The sequence below is a fragment of the uncultured Streptomyces sp. genome, assembly GCF_947488945.1.
GTDB lineage: Bacteria > Actinomycetota > Actinomycetes > Streptomycetales > Streptomycetaceae > Streptomyces.
The window spans coordinates 173,134-189,791 of sequence record NZ_CANLBS010000005.1 but is presented as its reverse complement, the minus strand read 5'-3'; the positions used below and the strand labels follow the sequence as shown (position 1 = coordinate 189,791).

Annotated in this window: 20 protein-coding genes; 3 read left to right on the top strand and 17 right to left on the bottom strand. The window is 72.6% G+C overall.

What is annotated here, in order from left to right:
* Positions 1-109 precede the first annotated feature (109 nt).
* Positions 110-850 carry a hypothetical protein gene (locus Q0994_RS09695; protein ID WP_299531654.1) on the top strand — a complete coding sequence of 247 codons (741 nt, stop codon included), beginning with the start codon at positions 110-112 and terminating at the stop codon, positions 848-850.
* A gap of 34 nt (positions 851-884) precedes the next feature.
* Here Q0994_RS09695 and Q0994_RS09690 read toward each other — a convergent pair whose 3' ends face one another.
* The 4 genes from Q0994_RS09690 to Q0994_RS09675 all read right to left on the bottom strand — a co-directional run bounded on the left by Q0994_RS09690 (position 885) and on the right by Q0994_RS09675 (position 5,374).
* Entirely contained in the window at positions 885-1,247 is a 363-nt protein-coding gene (locus Q0994_RS09690) for a DUF779 domain-containing protein (RefSeq protein ID WP_299531651.1), read from the bottom strand.
* A gap of 122 nt (positions 1,248-1,369) precedes the next feature.
* Positions 1,370-3,145: an ABC transporter ATP-binding protein gene (locus Q0994_RS09685; protein WP_299531648.1), complete on the bottom strand. Its 1,776-nt coding sequence runs from the start codon at positions 3,143-3,145 to the stop codon at positions 1,370-1,372.
* A gap of 67 nt (positions 3,146-3,212) precedes the next feature.
* Entirely contained in the window at positions 3,213-3,845 is a 633-nt protein-coding gene (locus Q0994_RS09680) for a bifunctional 2-polyprenyl-6-hydroxyphenol methylase/3-demethylubiquinol 3-O-methyltransferase UbiG (protein ID WP_299531646.1), read from the bottom strand.
* 167 nt (positions 3,846-4,012) lie between these two features.
* Positions 4,013-5,374, bottom strand: a complete 1,362-nt coding sequence (locus tag Q0994_RS09675) for an FAD-dependent oxidoreductase (RefSeq protein WP_299531644.1) — start codon at positions 5,372-5,374, stop codon at positions 4,013-4,015.
* Positions 5,375-5,681: 307 nt separating this feature from the next.
* Between Q0994_RS09675 and Q0994_RS09670 the strand changes: the two genes are divergently transcribed.
* Positions 5,682-6,620, top strand: a complete 939-nt coding sequence (locus Q0994_RS09670) for an adenosine kinase (protein ID WP_299531641.1) — start codon at positions 5,682-5,684, stop codon at positions 6,618-6,620.
* Between the two features lie 132 nt (positions 6,621-6,752).
* Positions 6,753-7,007, top strand: coding sequence for a CDGSH iron-sulfur domain-containing protein (locus tag Q0994_RS09665; protein WP_299531638.1), 255 nt, complete (start codon positions 6,753-6,755; stop codon positions 7,005-7,007).
* Positions 7,008-7,051: 44 nt separating this feature from the next.
* On the opposite strand, the gene Q0994_RS09660 is transcribed toward Q0994_RS09665, so the two are convergent.
* From Q0994_RS09660 to Q0994_RS09600, 13 genes are all read right to left on the bottom strand, one after another.
* A complete protein-coding gene (locus Q0994_RS09660; protein WP_299531636.1) occupies positions 7,052-7,378 on the bottom strand; it encodes a plasmid stabilization protein in 327 nt (108 codons plus the stop codon).
* A gap of 91 nt (positions 7,379-7,469) precedes the next feature.
* A complete protein-coding gene (locus tag Q0994_RS09655) occupies positions 7,470-8,360 on the bottom strand; it encodes an SDR family oxidoreductase (protein ID WP_299531634.1) in 891 nt (296 codons plus the stop codon).
* 115 nt (positions 8,361-8,475) lie between these two features.
* Positions 8,476-9,159 (bottom strand): HemK2/MTQ2 family protein methyltransferase, encoded by a 684-nt coding sequence (locus tag Q0994_RS09650; RefSeq protein ID WP_299531632.1) that lies wholly within the window; start codon positions 9,157-9,159, stop codon positions 8,476-8,478.
* A 134-nt stretch (positions 9,160-9,293) separates the two neighbouring features.
* On the bottom strand, positions 9,294-10,475 hold the full coding sequence (locus Q0994_RS09645) for a zinc-dependent alcohol dehydrogenase (RefSeq protein ID WP_299531629.1): 1,182 nt from the start codon (positions 10,473-10,475) through the stop codon (positions 9,294-9,296).
* Positions 10,476-10,764: 289 nt separating this feature from the next.
* The gene (locus Q0994_RS09640; RefSeq protein WP_299531627.1) at positions 10,765-11,751 is read right to left on the bottom strand and encodes an iron-containing redox enzyme family protein; all 987 of its coding nucleotides are present in this window, start codon (positions 11,749-11,751) and stop codon (positions 10,765-10,767) included.
* A gap of 24 nt (positions 11,752-11,775) precedes the next feature.
* Entirely contained in the window at positions 11,776-12,054 is a 279-nt protein-coding gene (locus tag Q0994_RS09635) for a gas vesicle protein K (RefSeq protein WP_299531624.1), read from the bottom strand.
* Positions 12,051-12,278: a gas vesicle protein gene (locus tag Q0994_RS09630; protein ID WP_299531621.1), complete on the bottom strand. Its 228-nt coding sequence runs from the start codon at positions 12,276-12,278 to the stop codon at positions 12,051-12,053. Before Q0994_RS09630 ends, Q0994_RS09635 begins: the two co-directional genes overlap by 4 nt.
* Complete coding sequence (locus Q0994_RS09625; RefSeq protein WP_299531618.1) at positions 12,275-13,153, bottom strand: GvpL/GvpF family gas vesicle protein; 879 nt, start codon at positions 13,151-13,153, stop codon at positions 12,275-12,277. Before Q0994_RS09625 ends, Q0994_RS09630 begins: the two co-directional genes overlap by 4 nt.
* The gene (locus Q0994_RS09620; RefSeq protein WP_299531615.1) at positions 13,150-13,542 is read right to left on the bottom strand and encodes a gas vesicle protein; all 393 of its coding nucleotides are present in this window, start codon (positions 13,540-13,542) and stop codon (positions 13,150-13,152) included. The genes Q0994_RS09625 and Q0994_RS09620 overlap by 4 nt, the downstream gene beginning before the upstream one ends.
* Positions 13,535-14,638, bottom strand: a complete 1,104-nt coding sequence (locus Q0994_RS09615) for an SRPBCC family protein (RefSeq protein ID WP_299531612.1) — start codon at positions 14,636-14,638, stop codon at positions 13,535-13,537. The genes Q0994_RS09620 and Q0994_RS09615 overlap by 8 nt, the downstream gene beginning before the upstream one ends.
* 6 nt (positions 14,639-14,644) lie before the next feature.
* On the bottom strand, positions 14,645-15,631 hold the full coding sequence (locus Q0994_RS09610; protein ID WP_299531609.1) for a histone protein: 987 nt from the start codon (positions 15,629-15,631) through the stop codon (positions 14,645-14,647).
* Positions 15,632-15,634: 3 nt separating this feature from the next.
* A complete protein-coding gene (locus tag Q0994_RS09605) occupies positions 15,635-15,892 on the bottom strand; it encodes a gas vesicle protein GvpG (RefSeq protein ID WP_299531605.1) in 258 nt (85 codons plus the stop codon).
* Positions 15,883-16,656: a GvpL/GvpF family gas vesicle protein gene (locus Q0994_RS09600; RefSeq protein WP_299531603.1), complete on the bottom strand. Its 774-nt coding sequence runs from the start codon at positions 16,654-16,656 to the stop codon at positions 15,883-15,885. The genes Q0994_RS09605 and Q0994_RS09600 overlap by 10 nt, the downstream gene beginning before the upstream one ends.
* Between the last annotated feature and the right edge of the window lie 2 nt (positions 16,657-16,658).

Here is a 16,658-nt window from a genome sequence, read left to right as displayed (position 1 = left end):
CGTCCCGGGCACCCCCTCGGGGGCGGTAACGTCGTGTCCAGGAACCTGCCCGCTTCGTCGACCCGACAGGACCTGACCGCACCTCGTCGCGCACCTGGAGACCCGGCCCATGTCGCTCCCGCCCCCCGGACGCCACTCCGGCGCCGCCCACCACGAGTACTGCAACAGCGGGCTGTGCTGCCGCTGCCAGATGCGTGCGTGGACCACCAAGGCCGGCGGCGAACGGCTCTGCGGGCTGTGCGCGTCCTGCTGCCGGGACTGCGGGCGGGCCCCCGCGCCGCACCTGGCCGGCCTGGACGGCGGGCTCTGCGCCGAGTGCCGCGGGCTCTGCGGCCGCTGCCAGGGCCCCCGGCGCCACGACGGCTCCTGCGACTGCGACACCTGGCGCCAGCGGTCCAAGGAAGACCCCCAGCGCTATGTGCTGAACGCCCTGCCCGCCCCGCTCATGCAGGCCCTCGGGCACCGGGTGCCCCTGGAGGTCCACGAGCTGATCCGCGAGGAACTGGGGGCCCGCTCCGCGGTGCAGCTCCGGGAGCGGATCGAGCGCCGCTGGAACCTCCGCTGGGCGCACGCCCTGCACGAGCTGGACGAGGAAGGCCGCCGGCGGTTCACCCCGCAGGTGATCGCCCAGTGGCTGATCGCCCGCCCCGACTGCTCCGACCGGCACTGCGAGGACGGCTACCTCCTGCACGGCGACGTCCCCTGCGGCCGCTGCCGCAGGCCCACGTACCGCTTCGTCACCTCGGTCGCCGACCGGACGGCCACCCCGGAGCACGCCCGCGCGTCCGCCGCGCAGATCCGGCGCTCCCTGGTCGCCAACCGGGCCCGCACCCCGGGCCGCCCGCACTGACGACCGCCCGGCGGGCCCGGCCGGGCGGCCCCCGTCAGGTGCCGATCAGCCGGGAGCGGATCAGGAAGCGCACCCCTTCGGGGGCCTCCAGCGAGAACCCGCTGCCGCGGCCCTCGACCACGTCGACGATGAGCCGGGTGTGCGCCCACGCCTCGTGCTGGCTCCTCGACATCCAGAAGGGCACCGGCTCCGCCACGCCGTCCACGACCAGTTCGGCCAGCAGCACGTCCGAGCCGCCGGTGCGGAACTCGCCCGCCGGGTAGCACATCGGGGCGCTGCCGTCGCAGCAGCCGCCCGACTGGTGGAACATCAGCGCGCCGTGGTCCTGCCGCAGCTTCCGCAGCAGTTCGGCGGCGGCCGGGGTGATCTCCACCGCGGGCGCCTGCACGTCGTCCATCTCTCCGCCTCTCGCCGGGCGTACGCCTCGTGGCCCCCAGTGAACCGCCACCGACGTTGCCGCGCCGTTGCACCGGGGAGCCCGGCGGCCCTCCGGGACGAGTCCGGAGGGCCGGGGCCGCGTCAGGCGACCGGTTGCAGGGCCGCGTACACCCCGCCCCGGTCGAGCAGTTCCTCGTGGGTGCCCACCTCGGCGATCCGGCCGCCCTCCATGGCGACGATCCGGTCGGCGCCCCGGATGGTGGACAGCCGGTGCGCGACGACGAACACGGTCCTGCCGTGCACCAGCCGCGCCAGCGCCTCCTGCACCAGGGCCTCGGAGCGGGTGTCCAGGGCCGAGGTGGCCTCGTCGAGGATGAGCACCTTCGGGTCGCGGATCAGCGCGCGGGCGATCGCCAGGCGCTGCTTCTGGCCGCCGGACAGCCGGGCTCCGCGCTCGCCGACCAGGGTCCGTACACCGTCCGGGAGCGCCTCCACGAAGTCGAGGGCGTTGGCGTCCCGCAGAGCCCGTCGCACGGTCGCCGGATCCGTGGGACCCATCCCGTACGTGACGTTCTCCTCGACCGTGCCCTCGAAGAGGATCGACTCCTGCGGCACCACCGACAGGAACCGCCGGTAGGTCCGCAGATCGAGCGTCGCCATGTCCGTGCCGTCGAGCAGGATGCGTCCCGAGGTGGGCCGGATGAAGCCGATCAGCAGGTTGAGCACGGTGGACTTGCCCGCGCCCGACGCGCCGACCAGCGCGATCGTCTCGCCGGGCCGGGCGGAGAGGGTGAAGTCGCTGACGGCGGGGCCGTCACCGCCCTCGTAGCCGAAGCCGGTCGACTCGAAGTCGATCCGGCCCTCCACGTGCTCCACCGGGTCCTTCCCGGCGTTGCTCTCCAGGTCGGGGGCCTGGAGCACCTCGCCCGCCGAACGCACCGACTCCAGGCCCTTGCTGAGCGCCGGGGCCAGGCTGAGCAGGGTGGTGACGGAGCCGGTGAGGGTGGTGAAGAAGGCGCTCAGCATGACCACGTCGCCCGCGGTGATCGGCAGCCACCCGTGGTAGGCGACCAGGGCGGCCCCGGCGAGGCAGCCGACACCGAGCGAGTTCAGCAGGATCCACGCCAGCGCGCCGAAGCGCCCGTTCAGCAGGTCGAGCCGGAGACCGGCCACGAGCACCTGCCGCAGTGACCCGTCCACCCTGCCGAGCGCGGCGTGCTCCAGCCCGTGCGCCCGGGTGATGGGTATCAGGCTGGTCATCTCACTGACGCGGGCGGAGAGTTGCTCGACCTCCTGCCGGAACGCCTCGTTCTGGCTGCGCAGCCGGGACCGCAGCCTCATCACGAGGTAGGCGGCGGCCGGCACGACCACCAGGAAGACGGGCAGCGCCGAGGGCACCCGGACCGCGATCACGATCAGCCCGCCGGTCAGCGTCACGATCCCGGCGAGACCGGAGTCCGCGGACTGCTGCACCATCTGTTCGACGGCCTCGACGTCCCGGACCACCTTGGACTGCAGGACGCCCGCGCTGGTGCGTGCGTGGTAGCCGATGGAGAGCTGCTGCATGCGTCGGCAGAGCGCCTCGCGCAGTGCGGTGCCCATCCGGCGCACGCTGCCGTTCAGGCACCGCACGTACAGCAGGTGCGTCGGATAGTTGAGGAGGAGGACGAAGAGCAGGGTGCCCGCGTTCAGCCACAGTTCGCGTTCGGGCCGGTGCTCGACGACGACGTCGATGATGTTGGCGGTGATCAGTGGAAGCAGCCAGATGGGGCTGTGCTTCACGACGAAGGCGAGGACGCCGAGCGCGAGCCGGCGGCGGTCGGGCCGCAGGAGGTAGCCGAGGGTACGGATCGGGTGCTCGCCGCGGTAACGGTGGTCGAGCGCCGACGGAAGGGAGGGGGAAACCGCTTGCTGCATGCGGACCAGGCAAGCGTTCGCGGCCCGTCGGCGCAACCGTGTTCCGAGGGCTGGTCGCCGCCGCGCGTCAGTCCCGCCGGGCGCGCAGGAAAAGGTGCGGTTCGGGCGTCGCGGCCGGGTGTGACGGCGTGAACAGGACGCTCTCCCGCGCGAGTACGGTGAACCCCGCGCCGGTCACCAGCGCCTCGAACGCGTCCGCGCCGAAGCTGGTCACCCTCACCTCCTGGCCCATGAACAGACCGGTGACCCCCTCGACGTCCAGTGGGACGGTGGCCACCACCAGCCGTCCGCCGGGGCGTAGCGCCCCGTGGAGCCGCGCGAGCAGATCCCGCTGCTCGTCCCGGCTCATCTGCAGCAGCGAGAAGTAGACGCACACGGCGTCGAACTCCTCCTGCGGCAGCGGGAGTTCCCGGACGTCGGCGCGGCGGAACTCGGCTCCGGGCACTTGCCGCGCGGCGAGCTCCACCATGACCGGGGAGACGTCCAGGCCCAGCACCCGGTGACCCGCCGCGGCCAGCGTCTGCGCCGTCGGCCTGCCCGTTCCACTGCCGACGTCCAGCACCCGGCTGCCCGGCTCCAGTTCGGCCAGCAGCCCGTCGAGCGAGGCCCGGTGGGCCGCCGAGTCCGCGAAAGCCGTCTCGTAGGCGGCCCCGAGCGCGTCGAAGACCTCCGCCGCAGACGAACCGTGTGCCGCAGCCATCCCGTGTCCCTCCGTCGCCCGACGCGCGTCCACCGGGATCGTTGCACCCGCCGCCCGTCACCACAACGCCCCGTACGGGTACGGTCCCCGGGACGGCCCCGCCCCCGGCGGCCCTCCGGAGACGGAGGGCCGCCGGGGGCGGGATCGGGCGCGGCGGCGCGGGACGGTCAGGCGCCGGAGGCGTCCAGCATCGCGGACCGCTCCACGACCTTGATCCGCTCGCGGCCCTGCTCCGCGCCGAGCGCCTTCTCGTGCGCGTCGAGGCGGTGCCAGCCCTCCCACGTGGTGTACCGGACGCCGCGTCCCTCCAGGTACTCGACGACGGCCTCGGGCTCGGGCTGCACCGGCTCGGGCAGCCGGCCGGCCGCCCGGTCCTCCAGCACGCACTCGACGGTCTCGTTGGCGTCGCCCTTGGTGTGGCCGATCAGGCCGATCGGGCCGCGCTTGATCCAACCGGTGACGTACACCGACGGCATCGGCTCGCTGCCGGCGATGACCCGCCCCGCGACGTGCGGGACCGTGCCGGAGGACGGGTCGAACGGCAGCTTCGCCAGCTCGTCCGAGTAGTAGCCGACCGCCCGGTAGACGCTCTGCACGTCCCAGTCGGTGAAGCTGCCGGTGGACTTGACGTTGCCGGTGCCGTCCAGCTCGGTGCGCTCGGTCCGCAGACCCACGACCTTGCCGTCTTCGCCGAGCACCTCGACCGGCGACTCGAAGAAGTGCAGGAACAGCTTGTGCGGGCGGTCGCCCACGTCGCGGATGGCCCACTTCTCCAGCGTGGACGCGACCATGTTCGCCTGCTTGTTGCCGCGGCGCGTCTCGATCGAGCCCTCGTCGTAGTCGATGTCCTCGGGGTTGACGATGACCTCGATGTTGGGGGAGTGGTCCAGCTCGCGCAGCTCCATCGGGCTGAACTTTGCCTGCGCCGGGCCGCGTCGGCCGAAGACGTGCACCTCCAGCGCCTTGTTGGCCTTCAGGCCGTCGTAGACGTTGGCCGGGATCTCCGTCGGCAGCAGCTCGTCGGCCGTCTTGGCCAGGATGCGGGCGACGTCGAGGGCGACGTTGCCGACGCCGAGCACGGCGACCTTCTCGGCCGTCAGCGGCCAGGTGCGCGGGACCTCGGGGTGGCCGTCGTACCAGGAGACGAAGTCGGCGGCGCCGTGGGAGCCGTCGAGTTCTATCCCGGGGATGTCCAGGGCGCGGTCCGCCTCGGCGCCGGTGGAGAAGATCACCGCGTCGTAGAAGGAACGCAGCTCGTCGAGCCCGATGTCGTTGGGGTAGTCGACGTTGCCGAACAGACGGATCTGCGGCTTGTCGAGCACCTGGTGCAGCGCGGTGACGATGCCCTTGATGCGGGGGTGGTCGGGGGCCACTCCGTAGCGGATCAGACCGAAGGGGGCGGGCATGCGCTCGAACAGGTCGATCGAGACACCCGGGTCCTGTGCGGCTTCGGATTTCAGCAGCGCGTCGGCTGCGTAGATTCCGGCAGGACCGGCTCCGACAATGGCGACGCGGACGGGGCGTGTCATGGGGCTCTAGTTCCTTCGTTCCTGGGGCGGTCGAACGCGGTACACGGTCGGGTGAAAGTAAGGCTTGACTTACTACACCCCGGTACACGCTATGTCGTCCAGCGGCGGAGGTCGCTACCGGGGTGGGGATCGCACCCCGTGGAACGGTTCGGTGCGGGGCTCCGGGGACGGGCGGCGCGCACCCGCAGAACCCCCGCGCGCAGTCGGCAAGAAGTTTCCGAAATTCTCCGCAAGTCATTGCGGCAGCACTGCCCCGCTGCTTGACTCGCTTGCGCACCGAGCGGTCCCGACGCGGGGGAGTACCACCTTGACCAGCGAAAACGGCGCCACGGCCACCGAGTACGACGTCCTCGTCCTCGGCGGCGCAGGCGTCGACACCATCGTGCACGTGCCGGAACTTCCCCTGCCGTACGCCGACAGCTACATGATCCGGCCGGGCATCGAGAGCCGTGCCGGGCAGACCGGGGACTTCGTCTCCGTGGCGTTGCACACGCTCGGCCTGCGCGTCCACCATCTGGACATGCTCGGCGACGACCACGAGGGCGACCTGGTGCGCGCACTCCACCACGAGCGCGCCATCCCCCTCACCGGGGTACGGGCGGCAGGCGGCACCAAGCGCGCGGTCAACCTGGTGGGCCCGGACGGCCGGCGGCTCTCCCTCTACGACGACAGCCGCGGACGCGACACCGACCGGTTCCCGGAGGAGACGCTGCGCACCCTGGCCCGCGCCTCCCGGCACGTCCACGTCTCGATCACGCATCCGTGCGCCGGGGCGCTGCCGCTGCTGGAGGAGGAGGGGGTGACCGTCTCCACCGACCTGCACGACTGGGACGGGGAGAACCCCTACCACGAGGCGTTCGCCCGCCGGGCGGACATCGTCTTCGTCTCCGCGACGGCGCTCGCCGACCCCGTGCGCACCATGCGCCGGATCGTGGAACAGGGCAGGGCCCGCCTCGTGGTCGCCACCGCCGGCGCGGACGGGGCCCGCCTGCTGGCCGACGACCGGGTCACCCACCTGCCCGCCGTCGCACCGCCGGCCCCCGTCGTCGACTCCAACGGCGCCGGCGACGCCTTCGCCGCCGGCTTCCTGCTGGGCCATCTCGACGGCGAACCCCCGGAGCGGTGCGGGCTTTACGGTGCCGTCGCCGGGGCGTACGCCTGCACCGTCGGGGCGGCCCGCACGGACGCGATCGGCCGCGACGCCTTGCTGGCGGCCGTCGCGGCGGTGGAGTCCCGCGGGGCCTGAGGCGCCGGCCCACCGGCCCCGGGGTGCGGAGCCGGGCGGCCGGCGCGAGGATCGGAGGGCGGCGTCCGCGGTCCGCGTGCCGGACCCCGCCGCCCGGCCGCCCCGCGCGGCCGCCGACGAAGGGCGGACACCGTGGCCCACCGACCTGAACACCCGTGCCGGGTCCGCGCCTCCCTGGAAAACGACGGCCCGGTGCTGCTGGAGGGACCGGTCGAGGTGACCACCGCGGACGGCCGCACCGTGGTCTCCGACCGCTTCGTCGTCGCCCTGTGCGCCTGCCGCCGGAGCCGCCTCTACCCCTGGTGCGACACCAGCCACCGCCGCCGCGCCAAGCCCGAGCGGCCCGCGGGCAGCGGCGGCGCCCCGCCCCCGGCGGCGAGCCGCTGACCGGCCCCGGCTGACCGGCCCCGGCTGACCGGCTGCGGATCCGGTCAGCGACCGACGGCCTTGCGCAGCTCGTCCTTGCTCATCGACGAACGCCCCCGGACGTTCTTCTTCTTCGCCTCTTCGTAGAGCTGGTCCCGCGTCGGCCCCTGCGCGCCGCTGTGCGAACGCTCACCGCCCCGCTGCGACGACGACTTCGGATCCTTCAACGAAGTCCGGCTCGCGGTCTTCGACTCACCGGAGCGGGCGCGCTCCTTGTTCACCGTCCGGGCGGCGATCTCCTTCGCCCGCCCCTCGGACGTGCCGCGCTTCTCGGCGCTCTCCTTGATGTGCTCGTACTGACGCTCACGCTTGCGGTTCGAACCTGCGGGCATCGCCGCTCCTCCTTCGTCGTCCCGGTCCCGGCGCCCGCCGGAACCCCTCTCCTTCACCGCCGTGCCTCGTACGGGCCGTGTGCCGGACCCGCTACGGCAGCGGAGTGCCGCCGGTGGCGTTCATGATCTCGGCCGTGATGTAGCTCGCTTGTTCCGAGGCGAGGAACACGTAGGCGGGCGCCATCTCGGCGGGCTGGGCCGGCCGGCCCAGCGGGCTCTGCTTGCCGAACTCCGAGGTGTCCGGCATCGTCGCCGGGATCAGCGGGGTCCACACCGGCCCCGGAGCGACCGCGTTCACCCGGATCCCGTCCTCGGCCAGCATCTGTGCGAGCCCCTGGGTGAAGGTGGCGATGGCTCCCTTGGTCATGGCGTAGTCCAGCAGGTGCGGGCTGGGCTTGTAGGCCTGCACCGACGTGGTGTTGATGATGGAGCCGCCCGCCGGGATGTGCGGCAGCGCCATCTTGCAGAGCCAGAACATCCCGTACAGGTTGGTCCGCACCACCCGGTCGAACTGCTCGGTGGAGATCGCGGCGATCCCGTCCGGCTGCGACATCTGGTACGCCGCGTTGTTCACCAGCACGTCGATCCGGCCGAACTCGGCGACCGCGCGCTCCACCAGCGCCCGGCACTGCTTCTCGTCCCGGATGTCGCACTGGACCGGAACGGCCCGTCGGCCGGCGTCCTCCACGAGGCGCACGGTCTCCCGTGCTTCCTCCTCCTCGGACGCCAGGTGCGTGAACAGGACGTCGGCACCCTCGCGTGCGTAGGCCAGCGCCACTGCCCGGCCGATCCCGGAGTCGCCGCCGGTCACGACCGCCCGCCGGTCCTTCAGCAGACCGCTGCCCCGGTACGAGTCCTCCCCGTGGTCCGGCCGCGGGTCCATGGCCTCGGTCGTGCCCGGGTGCTCCTGCGACTGCTGGGGCAGGTCGGGCTGCGGGTGCTTCTCGGTGGGATCCTGCTGCGGCTGCCCGTTCTCGCTCATCGGGCTTCCCCTTCCTCGTGTTGGTACGGGACGGCGTTCGCCCTCCCGCGCTCAGCTGCGGGAGGCCGCCCGGAAGCTCGCCTGCCCGCGACGTCGGCGCGTACGCCCGGCCCGGCTAGGGCCGTCGCGCGCGGATCACCACCAGCTCCTCGGTGGTGGCGCCGGGGGCCAGCAGACCCTGCTGCCGCAGCCACACCTGGCGCGAGCGCAGCACCGGTCCCAGCGGCACCACCGCCCGGTGGACGACGGTCGCCCGCAGCCCGGCCCGTGACAGCCGCTCCAGCGTGCGCCCGGTGCCGGACAGGCCCGAGTGCACCAGTAGCAGCACACCGCCGGGACGCAGTGCGGCGCGCGCCCCGTCGCAGACCCGGTCCAGAACCAGCCGCCCGTCGGAACCGGCGTCCCAGGCCCGCGCCGCGCCGTGACCGGGCAGCCCGGGATCGGGGGACGGGACGTAGGGCGGATTGCACAGCAGCAGGTCGTAGGTGCGCCCCGCCACGGCGGCCGTCAGGTCACTGCGGCGCACATCGATCCGTCGCCGGTGGAACCAGGCGTTCAGCCGGGCGGTGGCGACCGCACGGCGGGCCAGATCCACCGCCGTGACCCGTGCGCCGAGCTGCGCCGCCCTGATGGCCAGCGCCCCGCTGCCGGTGCCGAGGTCCAGCACCCGGGTGCCCGGCGCGATGTGCTCGTCCTGGAGGGCACGCATCAGCAGCCGGGTGTCGTGCTGCGGCGCGTAGACGCCGGGAAACGTGAAGACGAAGGGCGGTGGAAGCGCCGCCAGGTCGGTGGTGGTCATCGCGCTGTTCCCTTCTCCGGGACACCGTCGTCCGCCGGTGCGCGGTCCCCGTCCAGGCTGCGCCGGGACACCTCGGCGCACCACTCGGGATCACCCTGGGTGACGTCGCGATCACCCGTGCGGCGGGCGTGCGGTCACGGCACCAGCAGCGTCTTGACCATGCCGTCCTCCTTGGCCTGGAACGTGCGGTACGCCGCCGGGCCCTGGGCGAGCGGCAGCCGGTGGGTGGCGAAGTCGTCCACGCCCAGCGGGTCCCCGTCGTCGAGCAGCGGGAGGATCTCGGGCACCCAGCGCAGCACGTTCGCCTGGCCCATCCGGATCTGCAGCTGCTTGTCGAACATCTTCAGCAGCGGCAGCGGATCGGCCGCACCGCCGTACACGCCCGACACCGAGACGGTTCCGCCGCGCCGCACTGCGTCCACCGCCGTGAGCAGGGCGGCCAGCCGGTCGATGCCCGCGTGCTCCATCAGCTTCTCGCCGAGCGCGTCCGGCAGGTACCCGACCAGTTTGTGCGCGCCGTGCGCCAGCGGGGAGCCGTGCGCCTCCATGCCGACCGCGTCGATCACCGCGTCCGTCCCCCGCCCATGGGTCAGCCTGCGCACCTCCTCGCCGACGTCCTTGTGTTCGCGCAGGTCCAGGGTGCTCACCCCGCGGGCCCGCGCCCTGGCGAGCCGCTCCGGGACCAGGTCCACCCCGATGACCAGGCCCGCGCCCCGGTGCAGGGCGATCCGGGCCGCCATGTCGCCGATCGGGCCGAGCCCCAGCACGGTCACGCTGCCGCCCGGCGGCACGTCCGCGTACGCCACGGCCTGCCAGGCGGTGGGCAGGACGTCCGAGAGGTACACGAACCGGTCGTCCGGCGGCCCGTGCGGGACCTTCACCGGCAGCGTGTTCCCGAACGGCACCCGGAGGAACTCCGCCTGACCGCCCGGGACCTGTCCGTAGAGCTTGGTGTAGCCGAACAACGAAGCCCCGGTGCCGCGTGAGCGGACCTGCGTCGTCTCGCACTGGGACTGCAGGCCCCGGTCGCACATCCAGCAACTGCCGCAGGACACGTTGAACGGGACGACGACCCGGTCGCCGACCGCCAGCGCGGTGACGTCGGACCCGACCTCCTCGACGACCCCCATCGGCTCGTGGCCGAGGATGTCGCCGGGGTCGAGGAACGGCCCGAGGACTTCGTAGAGATGCAGATCGGACCCGCAGATACCGGTCGACGTGATCCGCACGATCACGTCCGTGGGCTTCTCGATCCGGGGATCGGGGACCGTCTCGATCCGGACGTCCCGCTTGCCCTGCCAGGTGAGTGCCTTCATGTCGCGTCTCCGCATGTCTGGGCGTGGGTCGTGAGGGCGCGCTCCGCGTGCCGGGGGCCGCGTACCACCCCGGCGGCAGGATTCCCCGGCGGCCCGCGGTCCCGGCGTCGGCCGGGGCCGAGAACCGTGGCTCCGGTGCAGGGGGCACGCCTCACCGACCGGCCCCGCCGCGATGTGCCGCAGGATCGGGTGCCGGTCTTCGGCCTTCCCTTCCGGTATACGCCCCTTTCCCGGGGCCCGCGTCCCGGACCCGTCCCGGCACGATCGGCCGCGCCAGTGGCGGCCCCGGTCAGCTCCGCCAGGCGGTCAGCAGCCGGTCCGCCAGCCGGTCCTCCAGGAACGACGTCGCCGTGACGCCGAAGGTCACGTCGGCCTCAAGACCCGGCTCGTCGGCCAGCAGCCCGGCGACCACGTCCCGGCGCACCACCTGCTCGTGCACCGCGTCCGCCTCCACGTGCTCGGCGTAGAAGAACTCCGCCGCCGGCCCCGCCCCCACCCGCCGCATCGCCTGCACCAGCCGCCGGGAGGCGGGTGAGGAGGTGATCTCCACCGCCGCGAAATGCCCCACCAGCGCACCCCGCAGCGCCCGGTGCAGCCCGAACAGCGACATCAGGTTGACCAGCGCCAGCATCTCCGCGCTGCCCTCGTCGAGGTAGTGGCCGTACGTCGTCACCAGGCCGAGGTCCGCCATCAGATCGGCGAACAGCCGGGCGTGCACCCGCTCCTCGCGCCCGCCGCCGAACTCGTCGTACTCGATCGCCGCCATCCCCGCCTTGGCCCGCCCGCTCAGCCGGGGCAGCACCCAGGCATGCGGATCGGCCTCCTTGAGGTGGTACAGCGAGCGCTGCACCGCGTACTCACGCACCTGTCGCAGCTCGCCCCGATCCTTCAGGAAGTCCGACACGCCGGAGCCGTGCACCGGCTCCACCAGCAGCTCGCCGAGCACGGCGTCCAGCGGCTCGTCCCGTGTCGCGTCCCGCCGCAGCGCCGACAGGAACCGCTCCTCCATCGCCGCGCGCGCCGCCAGCAGCGGCGGATCCCACTCCAGCGCCGGATCGACGCCCCGGAACCCGCGGTAATGCAGCTCGTAACAGGTGTACAGCGCCAACTGCAGGTCCTCGCCGTACGGTTCGGCGTCCGCCGCGGCCCCGGGGCCGGGCGCCGGCGCCGCGCCGCGCAGGTGGTCCAGGACCGCCGCCGACAGCGGGCCGCGCGCCTTCGGCGGCGTCGGCGCGGAGTGCAGGTCGGGTGGCGGACGGAGGCCGGTCGCGGTCATGGTCGCCCTCCTCGGGGCCCGGTGTCAGTCGCGCGGCAGCAGGCTGCCCAGCGGTCCCAAGTCGAGATTGAGATCCTCGGGTCGTACGCCGTGCTGCTCGCACAGTTCGGTCATGCGCTGGTCCAGGAGCATCAGCGTGGTGCCGATCTCGTCGGCCTGCGCGTCGGTCAGATCCCCCTGCTCGACCCGCCGGATCGCCTGCCGCTCCATCAACTGGCGCAGCAGCTCCACCACCGTGAGGACGAGGGTGACCAGGTCACGCCCCAACTGGTCCCGGTCCAGGTCCAGCCGTTGCGCCGTCACAGCGGCCCGCCGTCCGCCCAGGGCGCGGGCACCCGCTCGTTCACCGACGACAGCAGCGCGTGCAGCGAGACGCGCACCAGCGGCACGTCCGCGATGGCGATCACCAGGTCCCCGCTCACCACCACCCCGGTGGCCAGCACCCGGTCCAGCAGATCCACCAGCGGCACCCCGATGGGCCCGCTCAGCGGCTCGGGTTTGTTCCAGGGCACCGGGTCACGGGTCACGCGTCCACTCCCTCTCCCACGAACGAATACGGCACCCAGGGCCCCGACAGGACCACTTCCGCGCCGCTGCTCTCCCGCAATGAACGCGCCAGGTGGGCGAGTTCGGCGGCACGTTCGTCGGCCACCAGATAGGTGGCGTTGAGGACGTGCACCCGGCGGTCGGCCGTGTCCTGCGCGTCGTGCAGACGCAACCGGCGCGCCTCGACGGCGACCTCGCGGAACGCCGCGTCCACCGTGTCCGCCGCCCGCCCCGCCTCGACCTGGTGCCGCTCGCGCCGCCGCTGCACGCCGCGCCGGCGATTCAGGTAGGCGAGCCCCGCCCCGGGCGCCGGGGGAGTGCGACCCGCGGGGCCGCTCCCGACCGCTGCGGCGCTCCGAGCCGGCGCCGCTGCCGCTTCCGGTGCCGGTTCCGGTTCCGTTTCTGCTTCCGGTTCCGGCACGGGCGACGCCGGTACGTACACCTTCACGCCCCACTCCGCGTGGTGCGCCACCCGGGCCAGCACCCGTTCGAAGCCGGCGGCCCGGTCGGCCAGCGCGGTCAGGGCGCTGTCCTCCCCGTGGTACAGCGTCGCCATCGGCAGCGGCACCGTCGGCGCGGAGGCCGCCACCGCCGTGACCACGTCGTGGTGGGCGCGCGCGTACCGCTCCAGTTCGCCCCGGTCGCCGAGGCGCGCCTGCCACACCTCGTCGGTGAAGTCGGCGGCGGGCACCGTCTGCACCACCGCGGTGAGCGGCCCGAACGACAGGGTGCGCACGGTCTCACCGCCCTCGAACCCGGGGACCGCCGCCACGGCGGACGGATCCGCGTCGCGGCAGACGGCGAACACGTAGAGTGCGGATCCGGCGTCCGTGGACCCGGTGCGCGGTGTCGTCATGTGCGCTGCTTCTCCTTGCTCCGGTCGGTCCCCGGCAGCCGGGCGGTGTCCTCGTCCCGGTCGGATCCGGCGCCGCCCGATCTCGCCTCCAGTTCCTCGATGCGCTCGCGCAGCTCCCGGTTCTCGTCCTGGAGCGCGCTGCGGGACGCCTTCGAGGAGAGCGCCGGGTCGGTCTCCCACCAGTCGATGCCGGCCTTCTTCGCGGTGTCCACGGACGCGACGAACAACCGGAGACGGATGGTGAGCAGCTCGATGTCGAGCAGGTCGATCTTGATGTCGCCCGCGATCACGATGCCCTTGTCGAGGACCCGCTCCAGAATGTCCGCGAGGTTGGTGGTCTGAGGCCCGGGGACCGGATAGTCGGCCCGGCGGTGATCCAGATCAGTCACGGTGACGTCCCCGTGCCCTCTTCCGCCGAGGCGCCGGCTCTTCCTCTTCCTCCGGCTCCTCTTCCTCTTCGTCCTCCGGTTCCTCTTCCTCCTCGTCCTCGTCCCCGGGCTCTTCCTCGCCCTCTTCCTCCTCGTCGCCTTCTTCTTCGTCCTCGTCGTACGCGTCGTCGTCCTCGGCCTCGCCGTCCTCCTCCGGCTCCTCCTCGGACTCCTCGCCCTCGGACTCCTCGCCCTCCGACTCCTCGTCCTCGGCGGCCTCTTCCTCCTCGACGGCGTCCTCGTGGGAGACGACGACCTCACCGTCGCGGATCGTGCCGCGCCAGGCGTCCTCGGGCTCCTCGTCGGTCAGGGTGACGTAGCGCTGGAAGTTCTTGAAGTCCAGGCGCATCCGCCGCCCCTGGACGCGCCAGAGGTTGCCGGTCTTCTCGAAGAAGCCGGAGGGGTAGTACTCGATCACGAGGACGACGCGGGTCAGCGTGGGCGTCAGCTCGTGGAAGCTGACCGCGCCGCGCACCGAGCCCTTGGCGCCCTCGGAGGTCCAGACGATCCGCTCGTCCGGCACCTGCTCCTGGACGGTCGCCTTGAAGCTCCGGTTGGAAGGGCCGATCTTGACCTTCCAGTCGCTCTCCGACTCGTCGTTCTTGGTGACGTCCTGGACGCCCTTGGTGAAGCTGCCGAACTTGTCGTACTGCGTCCAGTGGTCGTAGGCGGTCCGCAGCGGCACTCCGACGTCGAGCACCTCGACGATGTTCATGAACTTGCCGCTGCCGGCCTTGCCCTTGCTCTTGCCGCCACCGCCGCCGAAGGCGCTCTTCGCCTTGTCGACCACGTTGTCCTTGACGCTCTTGGCCTTCTCCGACACGAACGCCTTCGCCGGGGACTCGCCCTGCAGGACGCGCGAGCCGATCGCCGGCAGCGATCCGCCGTTCTCGGTGACGTCGCCGAGCTTGCCCGTCACGTCGGTCAGCTTGTCGCCGGCCTTCTCGGCCAGCCGCTCGACCTGCGCCGAGAGATAGCCGGACAGCTCCTCGCGGATCCGGTCGACTCCCGAGGTGCCGGAGCCCTCGTCCTTCTCGTCCTTCTCGGTCTTGCTCATCGCTGGCTACCTCCGCCGGTCGGCACGCTTGGACGCTGTCCGCTTGGCCGGCGAACTCTTCTTCGCCGCCGTCTTCTTGGCCGGAGCCGACTTCTTCGCGGCTGCCTTCTTCGCCGGCGCCTTCTTGGCGGCCGTCTTCTTCGCGGCGGCCTTCTTGGCGGGAGTCTTCGCGGCGGACCTCCCGGTCGCGGCCCTCTTGGCCGGAGCCTTCTTCGCGGCGGTCTTGCTCGCGGGGGTCTTCTTGGCGGGCGCCTTCTTGGCCGGAGCGGCCTTCTTGGCGGGCGCGGACTTCTTCGCCGGGCCCTCGGCGGCCTTCTTGGCGTGAGGCTCCTCGGCGTCCTTCTTCGAGGGGGCGGGACGGGACCGTCCGGACCCACCGCTCTTGCGTTCCCGGCGCGGCGGTTCCGGCTCTTCCTCCTCGTCCTCTTCCGGCTCCTCCTCGTCGTCCCCGTCTTCGTCCTCGTAGTCGTCGTCCGGCTCTTCGCCGTCCGGCTCTTCGTCCTCGTCGTCCGGCTCCTCCTCGTCCTCGTACTCCTCGTCCTCGTACTCCTCGTCTTCGTCTTCGTCCTCGGGGCCTTCGCCCTCCGGGCCCTCGTCCTCCGGGCCCTCGTCCTCGTCCTCGTACTCCTCGTCGTCCGGCTCCTCGCCCTCCTCCTCCTCGTCCTCCTCGGACTCCGGGCGTTGGCCGAGACGCGCCGTACGGTCTCCGATGGCGTCGGCGAGCGTGCTCATGCCCCGGTTGGCCGCCGCCGTCACCGCTTCGCGGCCGGCTTCGAGGACCTCGCCGCGCAACTGTTCCTGCAGTTCGGCGATTTGGGGGAGTTCGCCGAGGCGCCGCACGCCTTCGGCGGCGAGCTGACGGGGTTCGAGCCCGAAACGCCGGCCCGCGAGATACGTGGCGACGCTGAGCGCCACGCGGCCCTTCTTCGTCCGGCCCAGCACGTAACCGCCGACCACGGCCGCCGCGAGGGTCACCTTGGTGTTGTCTTCCATGGGTCAGTCACCTTCGATCGTCCTGCCGGGGCCCACGCGGGTGGCGTGGAGCCGGTCGAGCAGTGTCTCTTCCTGACGTTCGAACTCCTCGATGTCGATCAGCCCGTCCTCCAGATCCTGGTTGAGGGCGGCGAGTTGAGCGCGGACCACGGAGGGGTCGTGCAGTTCGCGGTCGGCGGCGTCCTCGATCTTCTCCGCCACCCAGACCACGCCCCGCACGGGGGCGAGCGGCAGGGTGAGCAGTCCGGTGATCAGTCCCATGACGGCCTCCCGACCATGGCGGGCGTGGGCGCGGGGGAGGAGGCGATGTCCGCGACGAAGCTGTAACAGGGGAGTGGGCCGGCGATCCTGAGGTCCACGTGTTCGCCGCGCGCCCCCGCGTGCCGCCGGGCCGTGTCGAGGAACTCCGGGAGCACGTCCCGGTCGACCAGGAACGAGGCGTTGAGCACGCAGCCGTGGACCTCGGGACCCGGCACCGTCGACCGTGCCAGCCCGGCCAGTTCACGGGCGATGTCGCGGCCCGCCTCGGTGGCCCGCCGGGCCAGCGCGGTGGCCACGGCCTCGCCGAGCCGGACGCTCGCCTCGTAGCCAGGCCTGCGCCGCACCTCCTCGCGCAACCGCCGGATGCGCGCGTCGTCGGCGAGCAGCGAGGCGAGCGAGTCCTGTGCGGGGAAGGCCTTGACGTTGACCTCGACCCGGTCGGCGAGTTCCTTCAGCGTGGTGAGACAGGCGCGTTCGTCGGCCGCCAGCCGCTCGCTCACCGCCCGTTCGTCGGTCGCCACCATGCCGAAGCGCATCGGGAGCACGGGGCCGTTCTCCGCCAGCCGCATCAGCAGCTCCTGATGGGCCAGCAGGTCGCGCCGTCTGGCCCGCAACGAGGCTGGGGCGTCACTGACGACGGCGCGGACCTTGCCGGCGCCGACCGTCCTGGCCGGGGAACCGGCACCGCCGACACAGGCCATGCCCTCCGGCACCGCCGTGCCGCGGCCGACGATGCCGTACACGTACACGCCGTGCTCGGTCACGG